The 15,241-nt window shown below is 68.7% G+C and carries 15 protein-coding genes; 6 read left to right on the top strand and 9 right to left on the bottom strand.

Going from position 1 to position 15,241, the window contains the following annotated elements:
- The first annotated feature begins 122 nt into the window (after positions 1–122).
- Positions 123–611: a DUF2975 domain-containing protein gene (locus tag AC04ME_RS02375; RefSeq protein WP_475433425.1), complete on the top strand. Its 489-nt coding sequence runs from the start codon at positions 123–125 to the stop codon at positions 609–611.
- Positions 611–814: a helix-turn-helix domain-containing protein gene (locus AC04ME_RS02370; protein WP_475433423.1), complete on the top strand. Its 204-nt coding sequence runs from the start codon at positions 611–613 to the stop codon at positions 812–814. The genes AC04ME_RS02375 and AC04ME_RS02370 overlap by 1 nt, the downstream gene beginning before the upstream one ends.
- Positions 815–871: 57 nt before the next feature.
- Here the strand turns inward: AC04ME_RS02370 and panB are convergent, their stop codons facing one another.
- The 5 genes from panB to AC04ME_RS02345 all read right to left on the bottom strand — a co-directional run bounded on the left by panB (position 872) and on the right by AC04ME_RS02345 (position 4,543).
- Positions 872–1,741 (bottom strand): 3-methyl-2-oxobutanoate hydroxymethyltransferase, encoded by an 870-nt coding sequence (panB, locus tag AC04ME_RS02365; protein ID WP_455904064.1) that lies wholly within the window; start codon positions 1,739–1,741, stop codon positions 872–874.
- Positions 1,738–2,124, bottom strand: coding sequence for an aspartate 1-decarboxylase (panD, locus tag AC04ME_RS02360; protein ID WP_309693025.1), 387 nt, complete (start codon positions 2,122–2,124; stop codon positions 1,738–1,740). The genes panB and panD overlap by 4 nt, the downstream gene beginning before the upstream one ends.
- A complete protein-coding gene (gene panC, locus AC04ME_RS02355; protein ID WP_475433421.1) occupies positions 2,124–3,044 on the bottom strand; it encodes a pantoate--beta-alanine ligase in 921 nt (306 codons plus the stop codon). Before panC ends, panD begins: the two co-directional genes overlap by 1 nt.
- A complete protein-coding gene (locus AC04ME_RS02350; RefSeq protein ID WP_475433419.1) occupies positions 3,041–3,832 on the bottom strand; it encodes a DUF2520 domain-containing protein in 792 nt (263 codons plus the stop codon). The genes panC and AC04ME_RS02350 overlap by 4 nt, the downstream gene beginning before the upstream one ends.
- 240 nt (positions 3,833–4,072) lie before the next feature.
- Positions 4,073–4,543 carry a hypothetical protein gene (locus tag AC04ME_RS02345; protein ID WP_475433417.1) on the bottom strand — a complete coding sequence of 157 codons (471 nt, stop codon included), beginning with the start codon at positions 4,541–4,543 and terminating at the stop codon, positions 4,073–4,075.
- A gap of 249 nt (positions 4,544–4,792) precedes the next feature.
- On the opposite strand from AC04ME_RS02345, the gene AC04ME_RS02340 reads away from it, so the two are divergent.
- On the top strand, positions 4,793–6,295 hold the full coding sequence (locus AC04ME_RS02340; RefSeq protein WP_475433415.1) for a SulP family inorganic anion transporter: 1,503 nt from the start codon (positions 4,793–4,795) through the stop codon (positions 6,293–6,295).
- Positions 6,296–6,436: 141 nt separating this feature from the next.
- Here AC04ME_RS02340 and AC04ME_RS02335 read toward each other — a convergent pair whose 3' ends face one another.
- The 4 genes from AC04ME_RS02335 to AC04ME_RS02320 all read right to left on the bottom strand — a co-directional run bounded on the left by AC04ME_RS02335 (position 6,437) and on the right by AC04ME_RS02320 (position 11,420).
- A complete protein-coding gene (locus AC04ME_RS02335; RefSeq protein WP_475433413.1) occupies positions 6,437–7,759 on the bottom strand; it encodes an enolase C-terminal domain-like protein in 1,323 nt (440 codons plus the stop codon).
- Positions 7,756–9,342, bottom strand: coding sequence for an aldehyde dehydrogenase (NADP(+)) (locus AC04ME_RS02330; protein ID WP_475433411.1), 1,587 nt, complete (start codon positions 9,340–9,342; stop codon positions 7,756–7,758). Before AC04ME_RS02330 ends, AC04ME_RS02335 begins: the two co-directional genes overlap by 4 nt.
- Positions 9,343–9,390: 48 nt before the next feature.
- Positions 9,391–10,326, bottom strand: coding sequence for a 5-dehydro-4-deoxyglucarate dehydratase (locus tag AC04ME_RS02325; protein WP_079112026.1), 936 nt, complete (start codon positions 10,324–10,326; stop codon positions 9,391–9,393).
- Positions 10,327–10,442: 116 nt separating this feature from the next.
- Positions 10,443–11,420 (bottom strand): 2-hydroxyacid dehydrogenase, encoded by a 978-nt coding sequence (locus tag AC04ME_RS02320; RefSeq protein ID WP_475433409.1) that lies wholly within the window; start codon positions 11,418–11,420, stop codon positions 10,443–10,445.
- Between the two features lie 260 nt (positions 11,421–11,680).
- On the opposite strand from AC04ME_RS02320, the gene AC04ME_RS02315 reads away from it, so the two are divergent.
- The 3 genes from AC04ME_RS02315 to AC04ME_RS02305 are packed head-to-tail and all read left to right on the top strand — an operon-like array spanning position 11,681 to position 15,235.
- On the top strand, positions 11,681–13,249 hold the full coding sequence (locus tag AC04ME_RS02315) for an ABC transporter substrate-binding protein (RefSeq protein WP_367822086.1): 1,569 nt from the start codon (positions 11,681–11,683) through the stop codon (positions 13,247–13,249).
- A 35-nt stretch (positions 13,250–13,284) separates the two neighbouring features.
- Entirely contained in the window at positions 13,285–14,274 is a 990-nt protein-coding gene (locus AC04ME_RS02310) for an ABC transporter permease (RefSeq protein WP_475433407.1), read from the top strand.
- On the top strand, positions 14,267–15,235 hold the full coding sequence (locus AC04ME_RS02305) for an ABC transporter permease (RefSeq protein WP_042540704.1): 969 nt from the start codon (positions 14,267–14,269) through the stop codon (positions 15,233–15,235). The genes AC04ME_RS02310 and AC04ME_RS02305 overlap by 8 nt, the downstream gene beginning before the upstream one ends.
- Positions 15,236–15,241: the final 6 nt, after the last annotated feature.

The raw sequence follows: 15,241 nt of genomic DNA, 5'->3' as shown, positions 1-15,241 counted from the left end.
GCGCGAATGCCTCCTCCCGAAGGGCAGATCTCCTCCCGAAGCGCCACGTCCCGCATCCGCCGACTTCCCCTATCGAACGATTAACGATAGATTTCTGTTGTTGCTCGATGAAAGGTGGAGGCATGGGAAAGTCGACGATCGTCGTGTTGAAGGTCGTGATCGTGGTGGCGCTGATCGGATCCGTGGCGGTGCAGGCGCTCATCGTGCCGCTGCTGTGGATCGACCTCGCGGCCGAAGAGCTGTGGGGCCGGATCGCCCTCGTGTCGATCGTGGTTCTCGGCGTCGGCACCCTGCAGGTCTTCGGCATCTGCGTATGGATGCTGCTGACGAAAGTGCGCCGCGGATCGATCTTCTCGACCTCGTCGTTCCGCTACATCGACGTGATCATCGGAGCGATCCTCGTGGCCGCGGCACTCGCCTGGATCCTCGCGGTGATACTCGCACCGGGCTCGGCCGCGCCGGGCCTCGTGGCGCTCATCGGCGGCGCGGGCGTCGTGCTCGGCGGCATCGCCCTGCTGGTCGTCGTCATGAAGGCGCTGCTGCGGCAGGCCATCGAGCGCGACACCGAAGCACAGTCGCTGCGCTCGGAGCTCGACAACGAGGTGATCTGATGCCCGTCATCGTGGATATCGACGTGATGATGGCGCGGCGCAAGATGGGTGTCGGCGAGCTGGCCGAGCGCATCGGCATCACCCCCACGAACCTCGCTGTGCTCAAGAACGGGCGCGCGAAGGCCGTGCGCTTCTCGACCCTCGACGCTCTGTGCGAGGTCTTGGAGTGTCAGCCGGGCGACATCCTGCGCTGGGAGGCGTGAGGGTCGGGAGGCCTGCGACGCGGATGCGACGCACGCGCAGCATCGGATGCCGGATGCCTACCGCCCCGCGAGCAACTCCCGCAGCCGTTCAGCCTCGCCCTCGGCCATCCCGTATCCGTGCTCGGGCCCCGGGTACACGCCCTCGCGCACCTCGCTCGCGTACGCCGCGACTCCGGCCACAGACACAGACCGCACATCGGCATAGCGCTTGACGAACTTGGCGACCCCGCCGGCATAGATTCCCAGCAGGTCGTGGAAGACGAGCACCTGGCCGTCGGCATCCGTTCCGGCTCCGATGCCGATCAGCGGAATGCGCAACAGGGGCGCGAGCGCCGCGGTGACCTCCGACGGCACCGCTTCGATGACGATCAGTGAGACTCCGGCGTCCTGCAGGGCGAGGGCATCGTCGATCACGGTGAGTGCGGCGTCGGCAGTGCGCCCCTGCGCGCGGTACCCGCCGAGCGACGTGGCGGTCTGCGGCGTCAGTCCGACGTGCCCGACGACGGGGATTCCGGCATTCACGAGCGCGCGGGCACGATCGACCGTGGCACCGCCGCGTTCGATCTTGACGAGGTCGACTCCCGCCTCTTTGACGAAGCGCTGCGCGGTCGCGACGGCGATCTCGTCCGACGCCTCGTACGACCCGAAGGGGAGGTCGCCGACCAGCAGCGGCGTGGTGAGCCCTCGCCGCACCGCCTTCGTGAGCATCAGCATCTCGTCGGTCGTGACGGGCACCGTGCTGTCATAGCCGAGCACCGTCATCGCGGCCGAGTCGCCGACGAGCACCATGTCGACACCGGCATCCTCGACGATCTGCGCGCTCGGAAAGTCGTACGCGGTGACCATGACGATGGGTTCGCGGGCATGCTTCTTCACGTCGAGATCGCGCAGGGTGAGGCGCTTGGTCGGGGCGGCGTGAGCGCTCATCGGGTCGCCACCAGTTCACCGACGGCGTCGTCGACGCGGACGATGGCGTTCGACCGATCCACGTGCACGACGACGGGTTCGTAGTCGGCGAGGTCTTCGGGCGAGTAGTCGGCATAGGAGATGACGATGATCGTGTCGCCGGTGTGCACGAGGCGGGCGGCGGCACCGTTGACCTGGATGACGCCGGACCCACGTTCGCCGACCAGCGTGTACGTCTCGAAGCGCGAGCCGTTGTCGACGTCGACGACGTGCACCTGCTCGTGCGGCAGGATGTCAGCGGCCTCGAGCAGGTCGGGGTCGACGGTGATCGAGCCGACGTAGTGGAGGTCACTGCCCGTGACGGTGGCGCGGTGGATCTTCGACTTCAGCATGGTGCGTCGCATCAGGCATCGCCCTTTCCGTCGGTGGTCGTGCTGGTCTCGGTGGTCGAGGCGGTCGAGGTGGTCGAGCTGGTCGAGGTGAGAGTCAGCAGGTGGTTGTCGATCAGCCGGGCAGCGCCGACGCGCGCGGCGACGAGCAGCAGCGCGTCCCGGTCGACGACCGCCACCGGCCGCAGGGTCTCGGCATCCCGGAGTTCCAGGTATTCGGCGTCGATTCCGGCCGCCGAGAGCACAGCGTGGGCGGAGGAGAGGATGCTGTCGCCGTCGCGCTCCCCCGATCGGTGCGCCGCGTCGGCGGCGTCGAGGGCGCGGTTGAGCGCGGTCGCCTGTGCGCGAGCATCCGCGTCGAGGTAGACGTTGCGCGAGCTCATCGCGAGCCCGTCTGCTTCGCGCACGATCGGGCATGCCACGACGCGCACGTCGAGGTCGAGGTCGCGCACGACCCGGCGCACGACCAGCACCTGCTGCGCATCCTTCTGACCGAAATAGGCGACATCGGGCTGGACGATGCCGAACAGCTTGGTGACGACGGTGGCGACGCCGTCGAAATGGTGGGGTCCGCGGCTCGCTCCGTCGAGCACCTCGGTGATGACCGCGACGTGGATGTTCGTGGCGAACCCATCGGGGTAGATCTCGGCCCGATCCGGTGCGAACAGGATGTCGACGCCTTCGGCCTCGGCGAGCGCGGCGTCGCGGGCCTCGTCGCGCGGGTAGGTGCTGAGGTCTTCGTTCGCGGCGAACTGGGTCGGATTGACGAACAGCGAGACGACGACGAGGTCGTTCTCCGTTCGCGCCGCCCGCATGAGCGAGAGGTGCCCCTCGTGGAACGCGCCCATCGTCGGCACGAGTCCGACCGACCGGCCCGCTGCCTTGGCGTCGCGAACCGCGGCTCGCACCTCGGCGATCGTGCGGAGGATTCTCATGCCTGTGGCTCCTCGGTGACGGCGGTCTGTTGGGTGGCCGCGTGATCGGCGGTCGTGTGGGCGGTCGCATGTGGCGCGCGTCCGGCGACCGCGCGGGTCGCAGTGGCGAGTGCGTCGAAGAGGTCTCGGTAGTCGCCGGATGCCGCGCGCTGCCGTGCCACGGTGGCCTCGTCACCGCGGGCGATCGGCCCCGTGAGCGAGGATGCCGCGCCGCGCGCCGCCCAGTTGTCGACCGTCTGTCGCACGAGTGGTGCGAGGTAGGCGCGGTTGATGCCTGCATCCTTCGCGAGGTGTTCAGCGGCATCGAGCACGGTCAGCACGAAGTTCGAGGCGAAGGATGCGGCGGCGTGATACTCCCCACGGTGTGCGTCGTCGACGTGGAAGGGGTTCGCGCCGAGCGCCCGCGCGAGCTGCTCGGCCGTCTCGAGCGCCTCGGGCGTGCGCCCATCGACGGCGACGCCGATGCCGCGGAAGACCTCGCTCGTCTCCTTGCCGGTGAAGGTCTGGAGCGGGTGGAGGCTGAAGTCGACGTCGGTGAGCGGCGTCGCACCGGAGACGTGCGCCACCAGCCGCGCGTGGGGGCGGGCGGCGAAGGCCACCGCTGCGATGGCGGAGTCCGGGACGCAGAGCAGCGCGATGTCGGCATCCGGCATCGAGTCCTCCCGGCGCAGTGGCCCCCGGACGACAAGGCCTGCCGCACGCAACGCCCGTGCGAGTACGCCGCCGAGACGGCCGGCGCCGACGATGGCGATGGTCGTGTCAGGGGCGAGAGCAGGGGTTCTGGGCATGTCGATTCCCGGCCGAGACGTGCGGCGCGGATGGGATGAGTATCCGCCCGAGACGGGGTGCGCGCAAAATCTGAGAGCGATGTGCACACCGTTTCGCGTGTATGGGTTGCAGAAATCATCAACTATCGCGCTGCGAGACGTGCTTATTGATTCGGCTCGACTTCCGCCCGGTCGTCGAGCAAGGCCGGCGAAGCCGCCCGAGACGAGACGCCCCGAACGCTGCGACGCCGCAGTCCCGAGTTACAGGTAGTACGTGCGCGAGACCAGTCCACCGTCTTCGCGGACCCACTCGATCGTGACGCCGCGCACCGCTGGACCTCCCAGAGTCCGACCCAGAAGCACCTCGAACGACGCTGTCGGCGGCACGGCGAGCGGAAGCTGCTCGCTCAACGTCGCCTCGATGCCGGCCGTCGCCGTGATGCCTGACACGGTCAGAACCTCCCCGCTCGTGTTGCGGAAGCTCCCGACCCGTCCATCGCTGCGGAACATCCACGGCTCCGGCTCGGCAACCGACGACGCCCGGAGGCTGCGGCCACCCGGCTGTGCCGTCGGCTCGCGGTTGAGCGCCTCCCCGATCTCGCGCACCCCGCCCTTCGCGGACAGGCTGTTGATGAATGCGATGACAGCGACGGTCGACGCCGCGATGGATGCCACGGCGCCGAGCCACGAGGGCACGACGACGCCCCAGAAGTCGGTCGGCACGGGTTCCATGACCGCACTCTATCCGCGGCCGCCGACACCGGACAGGGGCGCTCAGCTCGATGACGGGCCCTCGCCGCGTTTCGTCTCAGTCGACTTCGTCGTCTTCGCTCAACGACCGGGGACTTCGCTCAACGACCGGGGGACGTCACTCAACGACCGGGGACGTCGCTCAACGACCCGGGGAACGGCAGGCCCCCGCATCCGCCGTACCCTTAACTGTTCTGCCCCATCCCCGGGCACCTTGTCTGGAGCATCCCCATGTCTGCAACTGCGGTCGACGATCGTGCCCGCTATCGGGCGAACCCGACGGTTCTCGAAGCGCTGAAGAGTCCGAGGATGCTGACGCGCGAGGTGCTCGCGGGTCTGGTCGTGGGTCTCGCGCTGATTCCCGAGGCGATCGCGTTCTCGGTGATCGCAGGCGTCGACCCGAAGGTGGGACTGTTCTCGTCGTTCATCATGGCGGTGTCGATCGCCTTCCTCGGTGGGCGTCCGGCGATGGTGACCGCGGCGACCGGAGCCGTCGCGCTCGTGATCGCCCCGGTCGCGCCGACGTACGGGATGGACTACTTCATCGCGACGGTGATCCTCGCCGGCATCTTCCAAGTGATCCTCGGGGTGCTGGGTGTCGCAAAACTGATGCGCTTCATCCCCCGCAGCGTCATGGTCGGGTTCGTGAACGCGCTGGCGATCTTCGTGTTCAGCTCGCAGTTCCCGCAGCTGATCGATGCGCCGTGGCTGGTCTACCCGCTGGTCGCGCTGGGAATCGTCGTGATGATCGTGATGCCGAAGATCACCACGATCGTGCCGGCGCCGCTCGTGTCGGTGATCATCGTGACCGCTGTGGTGATGGCGTTCGCGATCACGGTGCCGACGGTCGGCGATCAGGGCGAGCTGCCCAAGAGCCTGCCCGAGCTGTTCATCCCGAACGTGCCGATGACGTGGGAGACGTTCACGATCATCGCGCCGTTCGCGCTCGGGGTGGCGCTGGTCGGACTCATGGAGTCGCTGCTCACCGCCAAGCTCGTCGACGAGATCACCGACACCCACTCGAACAAGACGCGGGAGTCGTGGGCTCAGGGCGTGGCGAACATCCTCTCCGGAACCTTCGGAGGCATGGGCGGATGCGCCGTCATCGGCCAGACCATGATCGGCGTCAAGGCCTCGGGCGCGCGCACCCGCATCTCGACGTTCTGCGCCGGCATCTTCCTGTTCCTGCTGGTCGTCGTCTTCGGCGACTTCGTCAGCACGATCCCCATGGCCGCCCTCGTCGCCGTGATGATCATGGTCGCCATCGGAGCGTTCGACTGGCACAGCGTCAAGCCGTCGACCCTCAAGCGGATGCCGAAGAGCGAGACGTTCGTGATGGTGGCGACCGTCGTGCTCGTGCTCATCACCCACAACCTCGCGGTCGGCGTCGTCGGCGGAGTGCTGGTCGCGTCGGTGCTGTTCGTGCGGAGGGTCGCGCATTTCGTGTCGGTGAGCCGGACCCTGTCGGATGCCGGCGACGCCGTCACCTACACGGTGACCGGCGAGCTGTTCTTCGCCTCGAGCAACGACCTGACGACCCTGTTCTCGTACCCGGAGGATCCCGACCGCGTCGTCATCGACCTCACCGGATCGCACATCTGGGACGCCTCGACGGTCGCAGCTCTGGATGCGATCGAGACGAAGTACACCGCGCTCGGCAAGACGGTCGAGATCATCGGGATGAACGACAGCAGCCAGCGGATGCGGGGAAGGCTCACCGGCGGGTTCGAGTAGTCCCGCGCCGAGCATCCCCGGTCGTTCAGCGAGCACGGCGGAGCCGCGCGAGACGAAACGCACCTCACCGGGTCCGTCGGATCACCACGTTTCGTCTCAGGCGACTACGTCGTCTTCGCTCGACGAACGACAGGCGCCCGTTCAGCGCACCAGAGAGGGCCGCTTGCTGTCGAACTGCCAGCCGGGCACGAGGTACTGCATGCCGGTGGCGTCGTCCCTGGCTCCCAGCCCGTGTTCGACATACAGCTCATGCGCCTCGGCGAGCCGAGCGCGGTCGATCGTCACGCCGAGCCCCGGGCGGTCGGGCACTCGCACCGCCCCGTCTCGGATCTCGGGCGCATCGACCGTCAGTTGCTGGCCGTCCTGCCAGATCCAATGCGTGTCGAGCGCGGTGATCTCGCCTGGCGCCGCTGCGCCGACCTGTGTGAACATCGCCAGCGAGATGTCGAAGTGGTTGTTCGAGTGCGACCCCCACGTCAGGTCGAAGTCGTGGCACAGCTGCGCCACCCGCACCGAACCGGCCATGGTCCAGAAATGCGGATCCGCGAGCGGGATGTCGACGGCGTCGGAGCGGATCGCGTGCGCCATCTCTCGCCAGTCCGTCGCGATCATGTTCGTCGCTGTTCGCAGGCCGGTGCGGCGACGGAACTCCGCCATCACCTCTCGACCCGAGAATCGGCCTTCCGCGCCGCACGGATCCTCGGCGTAGGCGAGCACATCGGCCAGGCGGCGGCCGATGCGCACCGCGTCCTCGAGCAGCCACCCGCCGTTCGGGTCGAGCGTGATGCGCGCTTCGGGAAACCGTTCAGCGAGCGCGGTGACGACGTCGGCCTCGACCTCGCCGTCGAGCACGCCGCCTTTGAGCTTGAAGTCCGAGAACCCGTAGCGCGTCTGCGCGGCTTCGGCCAGGCGCACGATGCCATCGGCTGACATCGCCTCTTCGCGCCGCACGCTCTCCCACCCGTCGCCGCTCTCGCGCAGATAGGGGAGGTCGGTGCGGTCAGCATCGCCGATGAAGAACAGATACCCCAGCATCGGCACACTGTCGCGCTGCTGGCCGTCGCCGAGAAGCTCCGCGACCGGCACGCCGAGGTGCTGGGCGTGCAGATCGAGGAGCGCCGACTCGATGCCGGTGACGGCGTGCACGGTCGTGCGCAGATCGAACGTCTGCAGCCCACGACCGCCCGCGTCGCGGTCGGCGAAGCGGGTCGCGATCGCCCGCAGCAGCGAGCGGTATCGGCCGACCGGCTGGCCCGCGAGGAACTCCGCGGCCTCGGCGATGGTGCCGCGGATCGACTCGCCGCCGGGGACCTCGCCGAGCCCCTCCCGTCCGTCCGAGTCCGTCGCGATGACGATGTTGCGTGTGAAGAACGGCCCGTGCGCGCCCGAGAGGTTCAGCAGCATCGAGTCGTGCCCGGCGACCGGGACGACCTCGATCCTCTCGATCGTGGGCACGGGGGTCATGCCGACACCTCGCGCCGCCCGTCGACGAGACGCGACACGTGCCAGGGGTTGGCGTCGCGCAGCACCTCGGGCAGCAGCCCGTCGGGGATGTTCTGATACGCCACCGGGCGCAGGAAGCGCTCGATCGCGAGGCTTCCGACGCTCGTCGTGCGCGAGTCGCTCGTGGCGGGGAAGGGTCCGCCGTGGACCATCGCGTGCCCGACCTCGACCCCGGTGGGCCATCCGTTCGCGAGGATGCGCCCGACCTTGCGCTCGAGCACCGGAAGGAGCGCGGCGGCGAGTTCGTGATCGTCGGCGCTCAGCTGCAGCGTGGCGGTCAGCTGACCCTCGAGCCGTGAGGCGGCCTCCACCAGCTCGGCGATGTCGCCGTAGCGCACCACCAGAGACGCGGCCCCGAAGATCTCCTCGTTCAGCACGGGATTCTCTTCGAACGACGAGAGCTCGGCGGCGTGGATCACCGGCGCCGGAGCGTGCGGCCCCTCGCCGTCGGTTCCCCGCGCGAGCACCTCGGCGTTCTCGTCTCTGGTCGCGACACCGTCGCGCCACGCGTGCGCGATGCTCGGCGAGAGCATGGTCTGCCCTGTGGCCGCACGCAGGGATTCCGACACGGCCCGCAGGAACGCCTCGCCCTCGGCGCCGCGAGGGACGAAGACGACACCGGGCTGCGTGCACAGCTGCCCGCTCGACCCCGTCGCACTCTGCACGTACCCCGCGGCGAGCGCCTCGACGTCGCCGTGCAGGGCCCCCGGCAGGATGAACACCGGGTTGACCGAGCTCATCTCGGCGTAGACGGGAATCGGCACCGGTCGCGCCTGTGCCGTGCGTACGAGCGCGAGACCGCCCTCGCGTGATCCGGTGAACCCGACGGCGTGGATGTCGGGGTCGGCGACGAGCGCCTGGCCGACGCTGCGTCCGGGGCCGAAGATGTGCGAGAACACTCCGGGGTGCAGTCCGTGCGCGTCGATGGCGCGTGCGATCGCCGATGCGACGAGCTCGCTCGTGCCGGGATGCGAGCTGTGCGCCTTGAACACGACCGGGCACCCGGCGGCCAAAGCGGATGCGGTGTCTCCCCCGGCAGTCGAGAACGCGAGCGGGAAGTTCGACGCCCCGAACACGGCCACCGGCCCGAGCGCGATCTTGCGCTGGCGGATGTCGACGCGCGGAAGAGGTGTGCGGTCCGGCTGCGCCGGGTCGATCCGCACGCCGCGGTGCTCTCCGGCACGCACGACGTCGGCGAACAGCCGCAGCTGCCCGGTGGTCCGAGCACGCTCACCGAGGAGTCGCGCCTGCGGCAACCCGGTCTCCTGCATCGCCCGCTCGATCAGCGTGTCGCCGATCGCGTCGATCTCGTCGGCGATCGATTCGAGGAACGCCGCGTGAGCCTCGGGGGCGAGTCGGGAGAACGACGTGAAGGCCTCGGCCGCGGCGGCGGTCGCCGCGCGGAGCTGCTCGACGTCGATCTGCGAGTAGGGGGGTTCGAGCTGCTCGTCGGTGGCCGGGGCGATGGCGTACAGCGCGGTGCCGGTGCCGGGCACGGATCGTCCCGCGATCGACGAATGCCCGGTGAGGATGGCGGTGGTCATGTCACACTCCTTGAATCGACGGCGGTGGCGCCGAGAGGATCGGCGAGGTCAGGCGGGAACGGCGGCGAGCAGGCCGGCGTGCTCGAGAAGCTGCGCCAGATCGGCGTCGTCCTGCGCCGACAGGTCGTGCAGCGGCGGGCGGACGGGACCGACGCCGTGTCCGGTCAGACGGAGACCCGCCTTGACGATCGAGACGCCGAATCCCTTCCCGCGGTTGCGGATCGCGATGTACGGCAGCACGAAGCGCCCCAGCTTCTCGGTCACCGCGGCACGGTCCTGGGCGCGCACATCGCGGTAGAACTCGAGCGCGAACTCGGGGACGAAGTTGAACATCGCCGACGAGTACGTGCTCATGCCCATCTGCAGCAGGGGCAGCGCGTAGGTCTCTGCGGTGGGTAGACCACCCAGGTAGAACAGGCGTTCGCCGTTGCGGACGTAGACCGACGCCAGATGCTCGATGTCGCCCGTGGCGTCCTTGAACCCCACGACGTTCTCGTGCCGTTCGGCGAGGATCGCCATCGTCTCGGCCGAGTAGATGGCGTTGCCGCGGTTGTAGACGATGATCGCGAGCTTCGTCGCCGCGGCGATCGCTGAGACGTGCTCGACGAGACCCGCCTGGTCGCACTCGGTGAGGTAGGGGGGCAGCACGAGGATCCCCTCCGCGCCGGCATCCTCGGCCGCTCGGGCGTTCGCGATCGCGTGCCGGGTCCAGCCGCCGGCCGAGGCGAGCACCGGAACCTCGGGTCGCGACGACTGCACGGCCGCACGGACGACCGCTGCGGACTCGGCCGCATCGAGGCTGAAGCCCTCGCCGGTGCCCCCGGCGGCGAAGAGACCGGCCACCCCGAAGCTCGCCTGCCATTCCACGTGCTCGCGGTAGCGCTTCTCGTCGAATTCGAGCTCCGGCGTGAACGCCGTCGCGGGGAACGAGAGAAGACCTTCGCGAAGGTGGTCGGCCAGCTCGGTGGGCGTGAATCGTGCCACGGTGCACTCCTGGGGTGTCGCGCCGGTATCCGGCTCGGATCTGAACAATCGTCACGCTATGCGTGAAACGATGCGCCTACAAACCAAATGGTGGATGGATCAATGCGCCGTCTGCATCAGAGTGCCGACATCTCCGGCACCGGTGTCGGCAGCGGCCGACCGTCGAGGTGGGCCCGCAGGTTCGCGAGTGTGAGGTCTCGCATGTCGATCCTGGTCTCGTGCGTGCCGCTGCCGACGTGGGGCAGCAGTGTGACGTCATCGCGGATGAGCCGCGTGGGCACGTGCGGCTCGTGCGCGAACACGTCGAGGCCGGCTCCCGCGATCCGGCCGTCCTCGAGAGCGGCGATCAGTGCATCCTCATCGACGACCGAGCCGCGTGCGATGTTCACCAGGAAGCCGTCGCGGCCGAGCGCGTCGATCACCTCGGCATCCACGAGGTTCTCGGTCGCCGCCCCACCGGGAACCGCGATGACCAGCACATCCGATCGGCGCGCGAGGTCGACGGCCGATGCCACGTGCTCCCACGGCACGCCCTCGACAGGACGTCGGGTCGTGTACAGGATCGTCGTGTCGAAGGCGGCGGCGCGTCTGGCGATCGCCTGCCCGATGCGGCCGAGGCCGAGCACGCCGACCGTGCTGCCCGAGAAACGACGCGTGAGCGGAAACCCTCCCGACTCCCACGCGCCGTCGCGCAGGAACCGCTCGGAGGCGCCGAACCGGCGGAAGACATCGAGCATGAGCCCGAGCGCCGTGTCGGCGACGCAGTCGGTGAGCACGTCGGGCGTGTGGGTCACCCGGATGCCGCGGGCGACCGCCTGGGCGACATCCGTCGTGTCGTATCCGACGCCGAAGTTGGTCACGATCTCGAGGTTCGGGAGGGCGGCCATCAGCTCGGAGGGAACGCCGTTGCGACCGCTCGTGACGACGGCGCGCACCTTCGCGGCATCCGTCGGGTCGAGGGCTGCGAGGTCGTCGGGCAGGCGCACCACGGAGTACTCGTCCTGCAGCGTCCGCTCGAGAGAATCGAGCAGCGGCCCCGCCTGAGCGACGGAGCCGGGAGCGAACGGAGCGGAGGTTTCGGGAGAGTTGGTCATGGCGCGAGACTACGTCCGGCCAACGATGCAGTTCCATAAGCGAAGTTGCATGGATTGATGCGCCGCAAGCATCTATGGGGTGAGACCGGCGTAATCTCGCGGATCGCGACTCGGCCGACGGATGCCGCACGGCACCGGCCCTCGGCACCGGCCGCCGGTGCGGCCTTCGCACCTGTTGACGCTCGGGAGGCGGTCTGCGACATTCACAACGGGCCGACAGCCAACGAGGGCCGCGGCCGTCCCCTACCTGGAGGAACCCGATGAAGCTTTCTTCCCCCCGACGCAGAGGCACCCGGGCAGCCGCGGTCACTGCCGGAATCGCATCGATCGCACTGCTGGCTTCGTGCTCCGTCGCCAACTCGGAGTCGGAAGGCGGCGGCGAGGGCGGCACGGGCGACACCCTCCGTGTCGTGCTCACGCAGGAGCCCCCGACGCTCGAGGCGTGCGACGCCAACCTCACCTCCACCGGCGTCGTCGTGCGCAGCACGGTCACCGAGCCGCTGGTCGAGCGCAACCCCTCGACGGGCGAGCTCGAACCGTTGCTGGCCACCGAGTGGGAGCAGACCGGCGACACGGAGTGGACGTTCACCGTCCGCGATGACGTCACCTTCCAGGACGGCACGCCGTTCGATGCCGAGGCAGCCGCCTACTCCATCGATCGCGCCGTGAACGGCGACCTCGGCTGCAACGTCGAGGGCTACATCTTCGGCGACGACGACCTCGAGGTCGAGGCGACCGACGCCACCACGCTCACGGTCACCACCCCGAGCCCCGACCCGATCCTCCCCCTGAAGCTGTCGTTCATCGAGATCGTCTCGCCCGAGACCTCGAACACCGAGTTCGTGCGCGAGCCGGTCGGCACCGGTCCCTACGCGATCGGCGAGTGGCAGGCCGGCACGAAGCTGACGCTCGAGCGCAACGACGACTACTGGGGCGACGCCCCGCAGTTCGCCGACGTCGAGTACCAGTGGCGCTCCGAGGGCACCGTCCGTGCCGCGATGATCACCAGCGGCGAAGCCGACATCGCCCTCGGCCTCAGTGCTGAGGACGGCATCGGAGACCTGGGCGTGAGCTACCCGAACAACGAGACGATCGCCCTGCGCTTCTCGGGCGAGACGGCTCCGCTCGACGACATCCGCATCCGTCAGGCGATCAACTACGCCATCGATCGCGAGGGCATCGTCTCGTCGCTCTACCCCGATGGCGACAAGGTGGCCGCGCAGCTGATCCCCGAGGGCATCGTCGGATTCAACGCCGACCTCGAGCCGTGGGAGTACGACCCCGAGAAGGCGAAGGCCCTGGTCGAGGAGGCTGCGGCCGACGGCGTCGCGGTCGACACCAAGATCCTCATGCCGGTGCGCACCGCGCAGTTCCCGAAGGTCAGCGAACTCGGCGAGGTGCTGCGCGAGCAGCTGGCGGCCGCAGGGCTGAACGTCGAGCTGCGCATGGTCGACACCACTCAGCACCTGCAGTACCAGCTGAGTCCGTTCGTCACGAACGAGGGTCCGATCTCGATGCTCATCCAGCACGGCAACCAGGCAGGTGACGCGCAGTTCACGGTCGAGCAGTACATGCTCACGGGCGGCGCACAGGCCGAGTTCGGCGACCCGGCCCTGGACGAGCTCATCACCACCGCGCGGACCCTCACCGGCGACGAGCGCCAGGCCGCGTACGAAGAGGTGTTCGCCTACGAGCGCGAGAACGTGGTGGCCCTGGCCCCGATCGCGCACCAGACGGTCATGCTCGGTCTCGCCGACCGGGTGACCTACGAGCCCAACTCGTCGACCGGCGACGAGCTGCGCATCAAGGAGGTCTCGCTCGCGGGCTGACCGCGAGCGAGAGTGAGAGTGAGAGGCGGGCGACCATGTGGACCTACCTGAGAAAACGAATCCTGCAGAGCGCGCTGCCGCTGATCGCAGTCGTCCTGGGTGTCTTCGTGCTCGCCCGCCTCACCGGCGATCCGTCGCAGCTGTATCTGCCGCTGAACGCGACCGATCAGATGCGCGAGGACTTCGCGGCCCGCAACGGCTTCGACCAGCCGCTGTGGAAGCAGATGGGCGATTACTTCCTCGGAGTCCTGCAGCTCGACTTCGGTCAGTCGCTGCGCACCGGTGAACCCGCGGCCGAGATGGCGCTGCGCGCCTTCCCCGCCACCCTGCAGCTCGCCGCGGTCACGATGATCCTGGCGATCGTCATCGCCGTGGCGCTCGGCAGCTGGGCGTCGCTGAAGCCGAACGGCATCGCCGACCGCATCGTGAGCTTCTTCTCGATGACGGCGGCGAGCGTGCCCGACTTCTGGGTGGCCATCCTCGGCATCTGGATCTTCGCGATCACGCTGGGCTGGCTGCCGACCTCCGGCACCGACGGAGCGCTCGTCTGGATCCTCCCGGTCGCGACGCTCATGCTGCGGCCGGTCGGAGTGCTCGCCCAGGTCGTGCGCGGGTCGATGGTGACGGTGTTGGGTCAGCCCTACATCCAGGTCGCCCGCAGCCGCGGTGCAGGGCAGATGCACATCGTCTCGAAGCATGCGCTGCGCAACGCCGCAGCCCCCGCCCTCACCGTGGCAGGCGACCTGACCGTCGGCCTCATCAACGGCGCCGTGGTCGTCGAGTCGATCTTCGGCTGGCCCGGCATCGGCAAGCTCATGATCGACTCGATCCTGCAGCGCGACTTCGCGGTGCTGCAGGCCGCGGTGCTGATCACAGCCCTGGCGATCTTCGCCCTGAACATCATCATCGACCTCGGTTATGCACTCCTCGACCCGCGAGTCAGGCCGACGGCCGGCTCTCGCGCCCGTCGTCGCGGCCCGGGGGCGCTCTCCGACACGAAGGCAGAGGTGCTGACGAATGTCTGACAACAACGCATCGACAGTCACCGTCCTCACTCAGAAGGCGCGCGGAGCACGGTCGTCCGGCCGCGCCAACCTCTGGCAGCTGCTGTGGAAGGACAAGGTCGCCGCATCCGCGGCCATCATCCTCGCGTTCATCGTGCTCACCGCGATCGTCGGTCCCCCGCTGTTCGGCGAGATCGCGCAGCGGCAGGATCTCGGGGCGCGCAACATGCCGCCGTTCAGCTTCCAGCTCGGCTGGGAGTACGCACTCGGCAGTGACTCGCTGGGACGCAGCCTGCTCGCCCGCATCATCACCGCGGCAGGCACGACCCTGGGTGTCGCCGCCGCGGCCGTGGTCGTCTCCGCGATCGTCGGATCGATCTGGGGCATGTGGGCCGGATTCCACCGCGGATGGCGCGAGTCGGTGTCGATGCGCATCGCCGACGTCATCATGAGCTTCCCCTCGCTGCTGCTCGCCGTCGTGATCCTCTACGTCTTCAACCCGAGCGCGGCGAACATCGTGCTCGTGCTCGCGATCACACGCATCCCTCTCTACCTGCGCACCGCGCGAGCGGATGCCGCCGAGCTGCGCTCCCGGATGTTCGTCGATGCCGCGACGAACTTCGGAGCCACGAATCGCGCCATCGTCTTCCGTCACATCGTCCCTAACGTGCTGCCGACTCTCGTCACGCTCGCCACGCTCGAGTTCTGCTACGTGATGCTGGCCGAGTCCTCGCTGAGCTTCCTCGGCATCGGCATCCAGCCGCCCGACGTCAGCTGGGGCCTCATGGTCTCGCAGGGGCGCCAGTACCTCGCCGAGGCGTGGTGGCAGTCGGTGCTCCCGGGTCTTGCGATCGTGATCACCACGGTCTGCGCCAACGTGCTGGCCGCGTGGCTGCGTCTCGCGACGGACCCTGGCCAGCGCTGGCGCCTGCAGAGCAAGAAGCGTCGTCGTGTGATCGGCTCGATCGCCGCGCGCCGCTGAGCCCCT

The sequence above is a fragment of the Microbacterium sp. LjRoot205 genome (assembly GCF_056175745.1).
Note: the sequence above shows the minus strand (reverse complement) of the source record. Positions and strands in the feature narration are given on the sequence as shown.

Excerpts from the sequence above, each read along its gene's own strand:
- AC04ME_RS02375 (WP_475433425.1), top strand. The coding sequence starts at position 123 with ATGGGAAAGTCGACGATCGTCGTGTTGAAGGTCGTGATCGTGGTGGCG.
- AC04ME_RS02370 (WP_475433423.1), top strand. The coding sequence starts at position 611 with ATGCCCGTCATCGTGGATATCGACGTGATGATGGCGCGGCGCAAGATG.
- panB (WP_455904064.1), bottom strand. The coding sequence starts at position 1,741 with ATGAGCGCTCACGCCGCCCCGACCAAGCGCCTCACCCTGCGCGATCTC.
- panD (WP_309693025.1), bottom strand. The coding sequence starts at position 2,124 with ATGCGACGCACCATGCTGAAGTCGAAGATCCACCGCGCCACCGTCACG.
- panC (WP_475433421.1), bottom strand. The coding sequence starts at position 3,044 with ATGAGAATCCTCCGCACGATCGCCGAGGTGCGAGCCGCGGTTCGCGAC.
- AC04ME_RS02350 (WP_475433419.1), bottom strand. The coding sequence starts at position 3,832 with ATGCCCAGAACCCCTGCTCTCGCCCCTGACACGACCATCGCCATCGTC.
- AC04ME_RS02345 (WP_475433417.1), bottom strand. The coding sequence starts at position 4,543 with ATGGAACCCGTGCCGACCGACTTCTGGGGCGTCGTCGTGCCCTCGTGG.
- AC04ME_RS02340 (WP_475433415.1), top strand. The coding sequence starts at position 4,793 with ATGTCTGCAACTGCGGTCGACGATCGTGCCCGCTATCGGGCGAACCCG.
- AC04ME_RS02335 (WP_475433413.1), bottom strand. The coding sequence starts at position 7,759 with ATGACCCCCGTGCCCACGATCGAGAGGATCGAGGTCGTCCCGGTCGCC.
- AC04ME_RS02330 (WP_475433411.1), bottom strand. The coding sequence starts at position 9,342 with ATGACCACCGCCATCCTCACCGGGCATTCGTCGATCGCGGGACGATCC.
- AC04ME_RS02320 (WP_475433409.1), bottom strand. The coding sequence starts at position 11,420 with ATGACCAACTCTCCCGAAACCTCCGCTCCGTTCGCTCCCGGCTCCGTC.
- AC04ME_RS02315 (WP_367822086.1), top strand. The coding sequence starts at position 11,681 with ATGAAGCTTTCTTCCCCCCGACGCAGAGGCACCCGGGCAGCCGCGGTC.
- AC04ME_RS02310 (WP_475433407.1), top strand. The coding sequence starts at position 13,285 with ATGTGGACCTACCTGAGAAAACGAATCCTGCAGAGCGCGCTGCCGCTG.
- AC04ME_RS02305 (WP_042540704.1), top strand. The coding sequence starts at position 14,267 with ATGTCTGACAACAACGCATCGACAGTCACCGTCCTCACTCAGAAGGCG.